Source organism: uncultured Psychroserpens sp., from assembly GCF_947500255.1.
Lineage (GTDB): Bacteria > Bacteroidota > Bacteroidia > Flavobacteriales > Flavobacteriaceae > Psychroserpens.
Window position 1 is genome coordinate 233700 of record NZ_CANMRL010000006.1, and the last position, 13944, is coordinate 247643.

The following is a 13944-nucleotide window of genomic DNA, read 5'->3' on the forward strand; positions in this document are numbered from 1 at the left end:
AGTTAATTAAATGATCTATACACCACTTTGATAAACTCTTGCAGAAATGAAGTAAAGTTTGATTAATTTGAAGTTATGAATCCATTAATAGTGTAGTCATATAGTTATGAAGACTTGCACCTTAATGGTAGGTTCTCTAGGTACTTTCGATATATCCGTTCTGGCCAGGTTTGTCCGGTTATTTCATTTATTTATTGACTTCATGATTTGTCTTAATTCCTATTATAAAAGATGGTTCTATTACTTTGAATAATTTACATAGGTTGTTGAGGAAATCAGAATCTTATTCTTTTCGGAACACGAAAATAGAATCAGTTAAAAAACTAATCTTAAAGATGTTGTATTTCTTTCAATTGAAGGACTTTATAAATGATTTTATTTTCTGCTCAAACAGTTTCGGGTTATCTAACATTATTGCAAAATGGCTATCTGGAATTATTTCAACATTAATTTTAGAGTTTATTTTTTGTGCATTGTACCAACTATCATAGAACTGTGGCTTTATAAAATTGTAGTTTGGATCGTCAACTTTACTCATTATTTCTTCATTAAAAGAAGGAATTAAAGCTAATGTTGGAATAGTAAGTTTAGAATAATACTCTTTAGGGTCAGAGGCATAATATTCACATATATATTGAATCATTATGGGCAAATCTACTTTGGCAACATCATCCCATAATTTTTTTGCTGATTTTTGGTCACTAGAATAAAACTCCTCCTTAAAATTGTTTTCATCCCAAACATCTTCTGAAATTGTTTTAAACCATTGTTGCGCCATTCCTTTAGTAACACTAATTGCACGCATTTCTGGTGTCATTGAAGCATATTGAGGGTTTGAATGAATAAATTTAATTGGTCCACCAACACTAATAAACCCACCTATTAATTCAGGATAATTAATAGATAATTCAAAACCAACTTGAGTAGCCGTTATAAAATGAGCTATGACAAACACATTTTCTAAATTATCTTGTTTAATAAGTTTAACAATCCCATTCATTGCAGATTTTGTCCAGATTTTTTTTGAATAGTCTGTTCCTTCTTCTGGAATTTCTGGTGCTACAGTTCCATCAAAACCTGGTAATGCTATATTATAAATAGTATATGTATTTTTGTTTTTCTCGATAAAACCATTCCAAATACTAGATGGCATTCCCCAACCTGAAATAAGTAGAAGAGTTACTTTTTTATCTCCATATTTTTTATATTGTGGAATTGAATTTAGTTCAATTGGGTTGTAATTTACTTGGTGCTTTAAATTATTTTGTCCGTGAATAGAAATTAAAAACGAACTAAAAATTAAAAATAAAAACTTCTTCATATTAAAATTGATTATTGTCTTCTATATAATTTTTAAGTGATAATAAAACTTTAGGCCAAGCTTTTTTAACAGCTCTATAATACCAATCCCAGTCTTTTCCATATTGATAACCATCTTGACATAAATTAAGCTCTGTCAAATCATTCTCTAGGGTCTTGGTTTCAATAGTTAACAACATTGGGCCAAAAAACGGCTTTTCTGGATTAAGATTAACCAAATTATCTATAACCAGAAGTTCTCCGTACCTATACTCTTTAATTTTGCCTGCAGTAACAAACCCAATCGATTGGTCACCAATATTCCAAGCAAGAATATATACGCCTCCAATCTTTTTATCAATCAAAACTCGTTCTACTCCCCACCAATTATTTAGCATCTCTAATTCGGTGAATGCATTTATAATTACTTCAGGTTTAGTCTTAATTATAATTGAAGCCTCAACTTTTCTCATTCTTTTAATTTTATGTTGTTTGGTAAAATGGCTGACTGGCCATTTAACATTTTCCAACCATCCTTTTTCTTAATAACTGTTCCAGATTCTATAATTTGAAAAGTAGTTGTTGAATCTGATGTATTTGTAATTATGCTATTAACAATGCCTGAATAGCTTGCGATTTTTTCTGATAACGGAAAAATTTCTATTTTGTCCCAACTGAAATTAGCGATTTTGATACTTTTAGAATTTAACGTTAAAATAGACCTTACTGAATCATAAGATAGAGCAGACTTATAGTTAGGTGGAACCCAAAAGAAGTTTGTTGAACTATCTAAATACTTGAATTCTGCAATTAATCCATCATTTCTGATATCATTATGATAATTATCAAACATTTCAGAGATTTCAGCAATAATCTTGTCTTTATCATAATTGCCCTTCTTTTCTTTTGAACACGATAAAATTTGAAATATTACAAATGCAAAAATTAATTTTTTCATGATTTCAATACTATTTTATTGAAACTATTAATACTCATAGTACAAGGCATTATCAAGACCTGGAATATTCAATTCTAATAGGTTTTCGTCATCAACTCTAATTGGGGTTAAGTCGAAAGAAAAACTTCTCGTAATCTCTGTGTCGCATGAAGTATCATAATCTAAAACTAACTTTATGTTTCTTTGCAGAGGTAAAGATTCAAGTATGGCTTCAGAGTCAATTAAATTTAATGTAACATCAGTAGAACAAGAACCAGTGAAGTTGATTACACCTGTCAAACAATCACCTTTAATTTGAATTTCGGATATCGTAAAATCTTCACTTATATCTGAAAAGTAAGCTTCTTGGTTTAGCAAAATGCTATTAGAACACATTGAAAAAGAATCTACTTTTATATTTTCTTCTTCAGTGCATCCAACTAAAAACAAACTCGTTAATAGTATTGCAATTACCACGTTTTTCATCTTCTTACAATTTAATTATCAATATGTTTCATATCCTACGGTCTCTCCAAACTCGATATATCGCTTGAAGATCCTAAAGTTCTACCAATCCTCAAGGGATGATTTATTTTCTCTCCATGACCATTCTACATCTTCCATAAACCAATGAAAAGCTTCAATGTCAGTTACATTCCAATTCCTAAATCCTCGGACGTTTTCGAACAGCCTTCTAGCATTTTCTGCAGTAGGCTGGTTTAAAACCTGATTCATTTCTTTGATTAGGTTCTTGGGTTTGGCTTTGCATCTTGACAAGTATTCGTAAAACCACTTGTGATATGGGAAAAATATCCGGTTATATGTGAGAATCAACCTCCCTGCAAATAGCACAAGCTGCGATGCGGCACGGCTTTTCGTATAAATGTTCCCATGTCGCTCTGCTTCACCCATTAGCCAATTCTGGATAAAAGTCATCGCATAGAATTTTCGTATTTTTTGGTCTCGGTCAGCTTCAGAGTATTGCTGAATAGAATGGATGATGTTCACCAAGTCATCTACTTTTGAAAAGGCTATGATTGCTCCATCAAATGCCGCTCTGGTGGGTTCATTTCCTCGGTCAACTACTTGCTTTATGTAATGCATATCGATGACTTTTCCATCCACAAAGCCACCAGGATAATCTGTCAAGTCCGTTCGGTTGATAAAAAAGTCTCCTACTTTATGTCGATTTTTAAATTCTTCATCTGTGGCAACCATCATAAAATCAATATCAGAATCTGGTCTAGCGCATCCTTTGGCAACAGACCCACCAATGATTAAAGCCTCAAACCGTTCATCGTCCTGATATTCTTTTACAAGGTTATTGATTGCACGCTGGTGATGAGGTAAGATATTAGTGTTCATAGTTTTCAGATTCATTTTTATCAATTTTCTTTAGCTTTCATTGAATGCCAACAAATAATAACTTATTGATTTTATTCCAATAACTCCGTTTTTTAAATTCTTACAATATTAATAACGTTGTTCATATACTACAGTCTCTCCAAACTCAACATATCGCTTAAGGATTCTTAAGTACATTGCCCAACAATAAGATGAATTTTTAAAATGCTCATTGGCTTCTTTCCATCCACTATGGGTAAATACCACTTCCGTGCAGTTGTCTTTATTTATAAGTTGAAATCCAACTTTTGTATGCAACCAATCTATATGAGAATCCACAATTGTTAATTGAAATTCTTTATTAATATCGAATTTTGATACAATTGCCTTCCATATGCAGTCATTGCCAAAATTCAAAGTATATTTTTCATTTAATTTTGGCAGACCTAAAGTACTTTTACTCCACCATTTGTCTAATCCATCTGAAGTGGAAATAGCCTTAAATACCTTAGAAACTGATTCGTTAATTGTTAATTGATGATGTATATCTACCATGTTAAAGCTATTTACAAGCTATCAATATACTCTACGATTAAGTTGATTCCTCCTTGGTCTAATACAGTTACTCCCATATATGGCATTGTTCCATCCATAATGGATTCCTTAATTTCTTTCTTAATCTCAACAATTCTACCATCCTTAGGTGAAGTTTCATAACTGAAATCATATCCTCCTTCTGGTTTCCATCCTTTTGGATTATGACAATGTGCACAATTCATCTCTAGGTACGCTTTGGCTCTATCAGACAATGAAGCTTCTAAATCATTATAATCAACGATTGTAGATACCGTTTTTACATCAAAGCTATTCAATATACCAAGTGATTGTAGATGCTGTAATTGATTGACGACTGAATCCTTTACTACGATAGTATTATTTAAATTTCTCATTTTTGGGCCTAAAGGCGCAACTTTATTCTCTGATAGATGACAAGAAGCACATTCATTGTTACTTGGAATGTGGTAATCAATTTTTTGATTTTCTCCAGACGCTGTAACCCAACTTACTTCCATATCTTTTCCTTCTTTTGTTAATACTGCATCGGTTTGAGAATCATTCCAAACATAAGTTGCTACATTCCACACTTCTTCCTTTTTTATAAATAACCTTGTCTCAATTAATTGATTACCATCATTAGGGCTTCTTGCATCATTGTAGTAATAGAATGTTTTAACCATAATAGTTCCATTTGGAAATAAAGGAAGTCCGTTTCCATTCATTTTCATTTGCTCGCCTTTTGGTAATTTAATCAGTCTTTGTTTTTCTGCATAGTTTGAAAACAACACTGATTTCAACTCAAACAGATGGTAATCCTCTGTTGGCAACATATCTTGTTGTTTTCCTTTATAAATATTATAGGAAGAAATATATTGCTCAAACTCTAATGTTGTGGCAACATCAATTATTTCTTCCTTCTTTGAGGATAGAGTAGTATATAAAACTATAGCGATGAACGTAACTAAAGATAATATGATAAAAAACTTTTTTTTCATGATAAGTAAGTTTATCTATCAAAAATTGCTCTAGTACCTCCAGCACCTATCATTGTAAATAAATGTGGTTTTTCACTTGAAAAAGAAAATTTGAAATAATACTTAGTAGATTTATCTGTCTTTTCGATTATCATTTTAACTTGTTCATGGGTACCACCTTCTAGCATAATTATGCTAGACTGAGGCATTTCTTTACAAAATCTATCTAAAGCACCCTTGAAAAAATCTCTTCCTCTTTTCTTAACTAATTCTGGGTCAAAGTGTAAATCAATGAACTCGTCATGTGTCATTTTAGTATTGTCATGGGCATAATCCACAATTGCCACAGCACGTTGCTGATAAACATTATTTGGTGAAACGGTATCATTTCTAAGAGGTAAAACTTTACCCTCTTTAGGTGGTTCATTCTTTTTGAAGTTTTGAAGATATTCTAAAACCAATCTTGATTTTTCGCCACCTGCATTGGCATGATGAATTAAGTCTAAACCGTGAGGCCCCTTAGCATCAATTAATTTTGGATATTTAACTAAAAGCTGCTGAATAATACCTAAGTCACCTAGCATGGCTGCGGAAAACATATTAAATCTTGCGCCATTTGCAATTAAATATTCTGCAATTTCAGTATGCCCTATATGACTAGCTGCACCCAAAGCTGTTTCAAAATCACCTCCTCCCCAATCATGAGTTGCGTTCAGTAACGAAGGGGTCTTTGACAACATACTTTTAACAGTGCTGAAATCTCCGTGAGCTTTAGCAACGAATTGATACACTAACTCTTTATCTAATGGGTCTTTTTCTTGTGTGATTTTATTTTTTGAAAAAACTAAGGTTGGCATAAATGCCATAGAAGCTGTTGTAACTAGCCCTGTTGTCAGAAATTTTTTTCTATCCATGTTTGATTTTTTATATTATTTCAAACAATTTATAATCTTTATTGCCATCGAATAATTAAAAAATCCTTAATTGAAGTAGAAATACATTTTTATGAAGTAGAAAAAACCTTATTGAAGCATTAATTCATCTAACCAATGAATAATTTGAGCAGGTATATCTTTATTTGGAATTGTAGATCTGTTATTAAACCCTTCTTTAGCTGAAGCTGAATCTCTATAAAAATAAAGATTATGATCTGTTTTAGTAAGTGTGATGAGTTTAGAATTCGGGTTGCTAGATTTTTCAATAATTCTTTGACTATCTTCTTTATCCATAACCCAATCGTATTCTCCATATAGTGCTAAAATTGGTTGTGAAACAGCACTCCACACTTTACCCATATTGGTGTCATTTACTTGCCAATAAAACTCAATTGGTCTACCATATTGCAGGTTACTTTCACTAGGCCAAACTGGTAATAGATGAGGTTTTTTTTTCAAAATTTCACTAGGCTTAAGTTTTTCACTAAAACACATTGCATAAAACTCTGAATACAATTTCATTTTTGAATAAACTTCTTCTGGTTTTTCATTACTGTATTCCATTCTTCTCCGTTCAAAATCCAACAATCTTTCATGCCATGATTTATAATAACCTCCTGCAAATATCAATGCTTTTAAATCCTTATTTTCAGAAGCTAATATTGCTGCTATGTTACTTCCCATACTACCTCCAAGAATAATTATGTTTTCTAGATCTATATCATCTCTTAATTTTAGTTGTTCTAGCGCTTCTCTATGTATATTGACTTCTGTTGTAAAATCAAGTTCACTACAATCTGGCCCTTCACTATCGCCAACACCAAACTTTTCTGTTCTTTGAACTAAATAACCGCTCTTTGATAGCTCCCAAATTAAATTTGAAAAGCCGTGGTTACTTCCTCTTGATTCAACTGAACTACAGGATAGCCATTGCACAAAAAGAATAGCAGGTAATTTTTTTGTCGTTCTGGGTGATTTAGGCTTGGTTACAACAGTTCTAATTTTATAACCATAATTAGTAATGAATGATTGATAATCAATATCGAGTTCTTTTACTACTTCTTTTTGTTTTGGTTGAAAAGTCAATTCAATAGTTTTTATATACCCATTTCTATTAACTAGAAAGGTATATTTTCTATTCGAGCGTAAACCTCTAATTAATTTTAAATATTGGTCGTTAGTAGTAATATTGTTGTTATCAATCTTGATAATAAGGTCATTATCCCTTAGCCCATTTTTATACTCAGTACTAGTGGTCGGAACACTTGTTATTAATATACTTGGAGCATTAAATTTCATTTTAGCTTTGACATCAGCTCTTCTTTTCAAATCATCAGTTTTAGACTGACTGCTGGAAATATTGAATGTTAAAAAGGCAAAAACAAAAATCAAACTTTTCATAATCTAATCTTTACTGTTTGAGTTTTCTAATGTCAACATACCTGTTTGGGTATACCATGTTCGTATTTTATATTTAAATCGCCCAGCTTTTACTGCAGGATCCTCTTGAACCCAGTTTTCGGCTTTTTGTATAGAATTAGTATTTAAAACAAATAAGCCGCCACCGTCTTTAAATGGACCAGCAAGTAGTAATTTACCTTCAGAGGCTAATTTTCTTATATTTTTCATATGATCCATTTGAATTTTTTGCAAATCGGTAGATTCGAAACTTTTTTCAGTAGGAATTAACTCAACAAAATGATAAACCACATTTTTTGGTAAATTCTCTGTCTGAGCAAACAATTGCGATGCAAAAAGGAAAAATAACATTATTAAAAATTTCTTGTCTTTCATATCAGTATATTAAATTAAGTTACTCGTTGAATCATATTTTTTTATTGGAATAGATAACTTTACACAATACTACAGCACCTATACCCTGCTCCATTAAATGCCATAAGGTATCAACTAAACCATAGACCAATGGGAAATCCCATCTTCCCCAAAGTATTAAGTACAAAGGCAAGGTAGCTGCCAAACCAAATGTTGCTCCGAAAATGAAACCCCTTATGAATTTTGGATTTTCGTTAAAGTTCTTAACTACAATCAATGTCATTATTGCAGATAGAATGAGGTAACCAAGAGCGATAATTGGTAAATTAAAATCTTCTTCTGGTCTTATTATAGTTGGCGAATTATTAATATAAAAGTCATTCATTATTATGGCATTCCACAGACCGCCAAGAATAAACATTACTATAAATGATATAAGAAAGGCCAATAAATTTTTCTTCATTTTCTTTATGATTTTATACTTCAATTAATGAATTTATAAATGATTTTTATCTTTCTTTATTAACCAAAGTAAAACGTTATGGTTTTGAATCTAAAGTTGTAAAATTTGAAGTCAGTTGTCAATTACCCCATTTTATTTTTTAATAAATTTGATACAATGGAAAAATTTAAATCTTATTTCAAAAATGAGCGTGCTATACTATTTTTTGCTTGGCTATTAATTGTTATTTTAACATTAACTCAACGACTAATTGCAGGTGTATTTGATTTTAATCAATTCAATTTAAGTGACATATTAAAGTTCCCTTTTTCAGTTCTTTTAATTGGTACAATTCTTCTATTTATATGGGTAGTCCCAGGGTTTAAATTCATCATAGCAATAAAAGCCAATTGGAAATATTTGTTGTTTTTAATCCATAGTCTAGTCTATAGCTTCGCTTATTTATTTTTTGTTATTATTCTCTACGGTACATTAATTGAACAACTAAATGTTAATTGGATAAGGGGTCAGGTAAAAGATGTTTTTGCAAATGGATTCCATACAATTCTACAGAACTACATTTTTTTAATATCAATTCTTTTTGCGTTTAATTATTTTAAAAGTAGAGAACAAACCAACCTAGCAAAAAATAAAATTGAGAATGAACTTTTAAAAGTTAAACACAATGCTCTAAAGGCAAAATTACAACCACATTTTTTGTTTAACACTTTGAATAGTATTGTAGCTTTGATAGAAGAAAATAAAAATAAAGCACAAAAATCGTTAATCAATTTGAGTGATCTCTTGCGGTATTCAATGGACATTAAACCTAAAAAACTGATTTCAATAAATGAGGAAATAGATTTACTCAAAAAATACCTTTCCATAGAAAAGTCAAGGTATGAAGATCAAATAGATGTTGAGTGGGTTTTTACAGAATTAAAAGGTAAAAATGAAAAATTTGAAGTTCCAGCAATGATATTACAACCAATCGTAGAAAATAGTATTAAACATGGATTTAAGAACATAGACTATAAACTTAAACTTGTGATTGAAATTAACTTGATAAATAAATCCGTTAGGATTAAAAATAATGGTCAATCCTTGCTAAAAAAGTTAAGAACTAATACCGGTCTTCAGTTGGTTAAGCAGCGTCTAGAATATCATTTTGAAGATAATGCTCAATTTAAAATTTATCAAAAAGATAATTGGGTAATAAATGATATTAATTTTACTTAAGCTATGGAAAGAATTAAAACAATACTAGTTGAAGATGAAGGTGCTGCTTTAAGAAGACTGCAAAAATTTGCCGTTAAACATCCTTTGTTAGAAGTTGTTGGCACCGCTGATAGTGGAAAAAAAGCTCTAAAAATCATCAATGATTGTAGTTCAGATCTTATTCTATTGGATATTGAACTTAAAGATATGACTGCATTTGAAGTTCTTACTCAATTAAAAAATAAACTCGAAGCTCAAATTATATTCATTACGGCATATAACCAATATGCGGTTGAAGCATTTGATATCGCAGCTACAGATTATCTTTTAAAGCCCTACGATGAAAATCGTTTTAATAAGGCAATAGAAAGAGCCTACCACAATAAAGAAAAAACGAACATTCAAAGTTTATTAAATGTATTAGTAAATCAAAATTACACTCATAATACTTTCAAATTCGAAATTATAGAAGGTTCTAGTGTTCATTATTTCTTACCAGAAAATATTATTTGGATAGAGGCAGATGGATATTATAGTCTTATTCATAAAGTTGATGAGACAAGCGTTCTTGTAAGAAAAACGCTCAAAGAAATTGAACAAATTGTTTCAAGTAAAGAATTTGTTAGAATAAATAGGTCTTCAATTATTAACACAAGTTACATAGTGAAAGAGACTATCAACATAGCTCAACAATTTGTTTATTTAAAAGGAAATATTAAGTTAAAAAAATCAAATAAATATTGAAATACTAAAGCTAACAGGTTCTAAACTTTCTAATGAACCAGATGCGAGAGCATTCCCTATTTTCTTATTGTGATATTTAATATGGGCTTGAAGGGTTTTACATTTTCATCTTCGCCATTGTAATTAGCTTTTATCAATTGATTGATTTTATGACTGCCCAAAAACTACAAAAACTCTTAAAATTATTGGTTTTACAAAATTTTTCTCCCTTTACTAGTTTTTAGTGACCACTGTAGGATTGACTCCGTCCTTCCTGACAAAGCTCCGCTTTGAAAACAAAAAAGCCACAAAATAAAAAAAGCAAGCTATTTTATTTTGCTTGCTTTTTTGTTTATTCGTGACCATGGCAGGATTCTAATTTCATGTTTAAATAGCTAATTATTAATTACTTAACATTTTAAATGGGGCAAAAATGAATAACTTATCCATAGTTTTTATTCAAAAAAATCTAATGTTCATCATAAATTTCTTTAGCAACTATATAGAATTCACTATCAAGAGCTTCTTCTTCATTTTCTTCAACTTCCTTACCTTCGGATACATCCATAAAATTATCAATCATTGACCTATAAATTTTAGTTAGATCATTGGTTCTTTCATCTTTTAAATCTAGCATCATTTCTAACGCATAATAATTTGTATGCAACTTATGAATCATTTCAATGAATTCATCAAACTCGGAATCGGGGTTACCTTCTGACTCAAATCCAACAGAGATTGCTTTATTTGACAAAAGCAATGAAGTATTTAGGAATTCAACAAGCCTTAATCTAAAATCTTCTTTCCACTTTAAATTAGCTGTGAGCCTTATATTTTCTTTCATTCTTCGTAAAGCAAATCTTGCAGTCAAAAAAATCCCAATTAAAGCAAACGCTATTTTTGATATTTCAATCCAATGTTTAACTTCCATAATCTACTATTTCAAATTATATTTATATCTAAAGGCTCCAACAAACTGAAAGATCAAATAAGTAAGAATTATTCTATTCACATTATCAATTACATAAATCAAATTTTTAAAATTCTTTGGTTCATAACAAGTCTCTTTTAATAAAGTAAAAAACACTTCGGTTTTATGTACAGGAGAAAATAAATGAGTAAATATACCCCAGTTGTCGAAAAAGACACTTCTGCATTCACCGGATAAAATAATAATCAAAAACACTTCAAGTGTTGTAAAAATTAATATCCATAAAAAAGGCCTTCTTAGTGATAATCCAAATTTATTTGACCAATAAGAAAGGAAAAGAGATAAATCAAAAGAATTGTTATCATAATAGTTTCTTTTTTCAAATGCTTCAAAAAGTTTTTCGTTTTGAGTTTCTTTAGATTTTGAAAATATACTCTTCAGTTCAAGGATAGAGAATAACACACTACTTGATGCTTTTGAAGAAAATAATGCTTTATAGGACCAAGCAACATTTTCAAAATCAAACTCTATTAGTTTATTACTTCTGAAATCTATACTTAATTTAGTTTTTCTTACTAACCAACTTACTCTTTCTTTAAAATTTAGGTTTTCGAACTTAGCATTAATATTAACTGTATTTTCAGTAAGCATAAGCTTACCTCCATCATCTTTAGTTTTGATATTAGAAACAACAAGATAATCAATAGTATTACGATTAAAACTGAAAGAGCTTACTTCAGTTAATCCTTTAATAAGGAAAAGACTTCCTTGATTATTATCAATTGAAGATTCTATTAAATTAATATTTTCAATCTCGTAGCTATAACTTTTACAATGAGACAATTTAAGAGCCCCTATATTTGTATTTATCTTAAGGTTTCCTTCTGAGTTTTTTCCATTATTTTTAATAAGTTCAACTTCATTAAAATAACCTGATTCAAAATACATCCTTGTAACGCTCAAATTCAAAACCTTAACCAAATCAAAATTACCATTAAAAGTAATTCTATCTACAACAAAGTGACCAGAAGTAATAAAACTAATATTAGTTCCTGCCTCGTTGACTACATTGATATAAGCGTTGGTTGGATTTCTTAGACTTAGACCTGATAATTCTAATATAAAAGTCGAGTGTTTAAAACCTATATCATTAAGAAGGTCATCAGTAATATTAAGATTTAAATATCCAATATTACTTGATTCTCTTCTATATCTATGTAATTTCAATCTATACTCATTTTCAGAACCTGCATTCTTTAAGGAAATAGATATAGATATCCTCAGCTTTTGATTATGAATATCATGACTTGAGCTTGGTACATCAAATTCTTCTTCGACATAATCTCTAATTTCTTGCATATTTTCCAAAAGAATATTATGCAAACTGTTTTCATCTGCCATTTCAATAATTTATTTTAAGGATTATGCTTAAAGGGAGAGCAACTAAATATATAAAATTCTTTTCAAAACGAATGGTCTAAAGTTTGTCCCACTAAAAAAAGAGTGGGACAAAAATGACAATAATAACAAAATTCACAATTACAAACAATTGATAAACAGCTTTTTAAAAAAATACCATTTGTTACGTTTGAATCCTAGCGCATAAAAGCAGAAAGCCCCGAAACACTAGTGTTTCGGGGCTTTATAGGTTAAAACCTGTGACCATGGCAGGATTCAAACCTGCAACCTCTTGAGCCGTAATCAAGTGCGCTATTCAGTTGCGCCACATGGCCTTTTTTTGTGGATGCAAATATAGTACTTTTATTAATTTATAACCAAACTATTATTTCAAAAATCTAAATTCTTATTTTTGAACTTAATTTTTCACTTTAGTTTTATGCAATCCATTTTAGAACCTTGGCCATGGTATATCTCTGGTCCGCTTATCGCCATTATCATGTTTGTCCTCATATATTTTGGAAAAACATTTGGTATGTCTTCCAACCTCAGAACCATTTGCGCCATTGGAGGTGCTGGAAAAAAAGTAAAGTTTTTTGATTTCGATTGGAAACAACAACGCTGGAATCTTACCGTCGTTCTCGGAGCCGTTATTGGTGGTTTTATCGCGCATTCCTATCTCTCAACACCAACAAACATCAATCTTAATCCTGATACTGTTAACACCTTAAGTACACTTGGTTTTGAAAATGCTGGTAAATCATTACTTCCAGCAGAACTTTACAGCTGGGATGCTGTATTTAGTTTGAAAGGTTTAGCTATTTTAATTATTGGTGGTTTTCTTGTGGGTTTTGGTACTCGTTATGCTGGTGGCTGTACTTCTGGTCATGCTATCACTGGATTAAGTAGCTTACAATTACCGTCTTTAATAGCAGTTATCGGTTTCTTTTTAGGAGGCCTGATCATGATTCATTTAGTATTCCCTTTAATTTTTGGTTAATATGGCAAAGTATATAAAATTTTTATTCGTCGGAATTATATTCGGAATCGTACTCGTAAAATCTGAAGCAGTCTCATGGTATCGCATCTACGAAATGTTCAAGTTTGAATCTTTTCATATGTATGGCATTATTGGAACGGCTGTAATCACTGGAATTATTTTGCTGCTATTAAGTAAAAATTTCAAAAATATAAATGGCGGATTAATGACCGTTCCAAAAAAAGCAAAAGGCCTATCTCGCTATATTATAGGAGGCATTATCTTTGGATTGGGTTGGGCTTTGTCTGGCGCATGCCCAGGTCCAATGTACATTCTTGTTGGTACAGGAGCATTTTCGGTTATAATCGTTATTCTTGCCGCTATTCTTGGAACTTTTATATATGGTGTACTAAAAGATAAATTACCACATTAG

Annotated in this window: 17 protein-coding genes and 1 tRNA gene; 4 read left to right on the top strand and 14 right to left on the bottom strand. The window is 30.7% G+C overall.

What is annotated here, in order from left to right; genetic code table 11:
• Window positions 1-349: 349 nt before the first annotated feature.
• The 11 genes from Q0783_RS16215 to Q0783_RS16265 form a co-directional block, all read right to left on the bottom strand.
• On the bottom strand, window positions 350-1321 hold the full coding sequence (locus Q0783_RS16215; RefSeq protein ID WP_298896868.1) for an alpha/beta hydrolase: 972 nt from the start codon (window positions 1319-1321) through the stop codon (window positions 350-352).
• Window position 1322: 1 nt separating this feature from the next.
• Window positions 1323-1772 carry an SRPBCC domain-containing protein gene (locus Q0783_RS16220; protein WP_298896869.1) on the bottom strand — a complete coding sequence of 150 codons (450 nt, stop codon included), beginning with the start codon at window positions 1770-1772 and terminating at the stop codon, window positions 1323-1325.
• On the bottom strand, window positions 1769-2257 hold the full coding sequence (locus Q0783_RS16225) for a hypothetical protein (protein ID WP_298896871.1): 489 nt from the start codon (window positions 2255-2257) through the stop codon (window positions 1769-1771). The genes Q0783_RS16220 and Q0783_RS16225 overlap by 4 nt, the downstream gene beginning before the upstream one ends.
• Before the next feature lie 27 nt (window positions 2258-2284).
• A complete protein-coding gene (locus Q0783_RS16230) occupies window positions 2285-2722 on the bottom strand; it encodes a hypothetical protein (RefSeq protein WP_298896874.1) in 438 nt (145 codons plus the stop codon).
• An 81-nt stretch (window positions 2723-2803) separates the two neighbouring features.
• Window positions 2804-3601, bottom strand: a complete 798-nt coding sequence (locus Q0783_RS16235; RefSeq protein ID WP_298896876.1) for a nucleotidyltransferase domain-containing protein — start codon at window positions 3599-3601, stop codon at window positions 2804-2806.
• Between the two features lie 108 nt (window positions 3602-3709).
• Window positions 3710-4135, bottom strand: coding sequence for an SRPBCC domain-containing protein (locus tag Q0783_RS16240; RefSeq protein WP_298896878.1), 426 nt, complete (start codon window positions 4133-4135; stop codon window positions 3710-3712).
• An 11-nt stretch (window positions 4136-4146) separates the two neighbouring features.
• Window positions 4147-5133 carry a hypothetical protein gene (locus tag Q0783_RS16245; protein ID WP_298896879.1) on the bottom strand — a complete coding sequence of 329 codons (987 nt, stop codon included), beginning with the start codon at window positions 5131-5133 and terminating at the stop codon, window positions 4147-4149.
• An 11-nt stretch (window positions 5134-5144) separates the two neighbouring features.
• Window positions 5145-6026, bottom strand: coding sequence for a hypothetical protein (locus Q0783_RS16250; RefSeq protein WP_298896881.1), 882 nt, complete (start codon window positions 6024-6026; stop codon window positions 5145-5147).
• A 108-nt stretch (window positions 6027-6134) separates the two neighbouring features.
• Window positions 6135-7448: an alpha/beta fold hydrolase gene (locus Q0783_RS16255; RefSeq protein ID WP_298896883.1), complete on the bottom strand. Its 1314-nt coding sequence runs from the start codon at window positions 7446-7448 to the stop codon at window positions 6135-6137.
• A gap of 3 nt (window positions 7449-7451) precedes the next feature.
• Window positions 7452-7841: a YciI family protein gene (locus Q0783_RS16260; protein ID WP_298896885.1), complete on the bottom strand. Its 390-nt coding sequence runs from the start codon at window positions 7839-7841 to the stop codon at window positions 7452-7454.
• A gap of 31 nt (window positions 7842-7872) precedes the next feature.
• On the bottom strand, window positions 7873-8307 hold the full coding sequence (locus Q0783_RS16265) for a DUF2177 family protein (protein WP_298896887.1): 435 nt from the start codon (window positions 8305-8307) through the stop codon (window positions 7873-7875).
• Window positions 8308-8439: 132 nt separating this feature from the next.
• Here Q0783_RS16265 and Q0783_RS16270 point away from each other — a divergent pair, with 132 nt between their 5' ends.
• Entirely contained in the window at window positions 8440-9501 is a 1062-nt protein-coding gene (locus Q0783_RS16270) for a histidine kinase (protein WP_298896889.1), read from the top strand.
• 3 nt (window positions 9502-9504) lie between these two features.
• Window positions 9505-10224, top strand: a complete 720-nt coding sequence (locus Q0783_RS16275; RefSeq protein ID WP_298760483.1) for a LytTR family DNA-binding domain-containing protein — start codon at window positions 9505-9507, stop codon at window positions 10222-10224.
• Window positions 10225-10672: 448 nt separating this feature from the next.
• Here the strand turns inward: Q0783_RS16275 and Q0783_RS16280 are convergent, their stop codons facing one another.
• From Q0783_RS16280 to Q0783_RS16290, 3 genes are all read right to left on the bottom strand, one after another.
• Complete coding sequence (locus Q0783_RS16280; RefSeq protein WP_298896891.1) at window positions 10673-11134, bottom strand: hypothetical protein; 462 nt, start codon at window positions 11132-11134, stop codon at window positions 10673-10675.
• Window positions 11135-11140: 6 nt separating this feature from the next.
• Entirely contained in the window at window positions 11141-12535 is a 1395-nt protein-coding gene (locus Q0783_RS16285) for a hypothetical protein (RefSeq protein ID WP_298896893.1), read from the bottom strand.
• A gap of 258 nt (window positions 12536-12793) precedes the next feature.
• Window positions 12794-12867, bottom strand: a tRNA-Arg gene (locus tag Q0783_RS16290).
• A gap of 104 nt (window positions 12868-12971) precedes the next feature.
• Between Q0783_RS16290 and Q0783_RS16295 the strand changes: the two genes are divergently transcribed.
• Window positions 12972-13532, top strand: coding sequence for a YeeE/YedE thiosulfate transporter family protein (locus Q0783_RS16295; protein WP_298896895.1), 561 nt, complete (start codon window positions 12972-12974; stop codon window positions 13530-13532).
• A gap of 1 nt (window position 13533) precedes the next feature.
• On the top strand, window positions 13534-13944 hold the full coding sequence (locus Q0783_RS16300) for a DUF6691 family protein (protein WP_298896897.1): 411 nt from the start codon (window positions 13534-13536) through the stop codon (window positions 13942-13944).

Coding starts and splice junctions, on each gene's coding strand:
- Q0783_RS16230 (WP_298896874.1), bottom strand. CDS start 2,722: ATGAAAAACGTGGTAATTGCAATACTATTAACGAGTTTGTTTTTAGTT.
- Q0783_RS16275 (WP_298760483.1), top strand. CDS start 9,505: ATGGAAAGAATTAAAACAATACTAGTTGAAGATGAAGGTGCTGCTTTA.
- Q0783_RS16220 (WP_298896869.1), bottom strand. CDS start 1,772: ATGAGAAAAGTTGAGGCTTCAATTATAATTAAGACTAAACCTGAAGTA.
- Q0783_RS16260 (WP_298896885.1), bottom strand. CDS start 7,841: ATGAAAGACAAGAAATTTTTAATAATGTTATTTTTCCTTTTTGCATCG.
- Q0783_RS16280 (WP_298896891.1), bottom strand. CDS start 11,134: ATGGAAGTTAAACATTGGATTGAAATATCAAAAATAGCGTTTGCTTTA.
- Q0783_RS16235 (WP_298896876.1), bottom strand. CDS start 3,601: ATGAACACTAATATCTTACCTCATCACCAGCGTGCAATCAATAACCTT.
- Q0783_RS16285 (WP_298896893.1), bottom strand. CDS start 12,535: ATGGCAGATGAAAACAGTTTGCATAATATTCTTTTGGAAAATATGCAA.
- Q0783_RS16245 (WP_298896879.1), bottom strand. CDS start 5,133: ATGAAAAAAAAGTTTTTTATCATATTATCTTTAGTTACGTTCATCGCT.
- Q0783_RS16255 (WP_298896883.1), bottom strand. CDS start 7,448: ATGAAAAGTTTGATTTTTGTTTTTGCCTTTTTAACATTCAATATTTCC.
- Q0783_RS16270 (WP_298896889.1), top strand. CDS start 8,440: ATGGAAAAATTTAAATCTTATTTCAAAAATGAGCGTGCTATACTATTT.
- Q0783_RS16295 (WP_298896895.1), top strand. CDS start 12,972: ATGCAATCCATTTTAGAACCTTGGCCATGGTATATCTCTGGTCCGCTT.
- Q0783_RS16215 (WP_298896868.1), bottom strand. CDS start 1,321: ATGAAGAAGTTTTTATTTTTAATTTTTAGTTCGTTTTTAATTTCTATT.
- Q0783_RS16250 (WP_298896881.1), bottom strand. CDS start 6,026: ATGGATAGAAAAAAATTTCTGACAACAGGGCTAGTTACAACAGCTTCT.
- Q0783_RS16225 (WP_298896871.1), bottom strand. CDS start 2,257: ATGAAAAAATTAATTTTTGCATTTGTAATATTTCAAATTTTATCGTGT.
- Q0783_RS16300 (WP_298896897.1), top strand. CDS start 13,534: ATGGCAAAGTATATAAAATTTTTATTCGTCGGAATTATATTCGGAATC.
- Q0783_RS16240 (WP_298896878.1), bottom strand. CDS start 4,135: ATGGTAGATATACATCATCAATTAACAATTAACGAATCAGTTTCTAAG.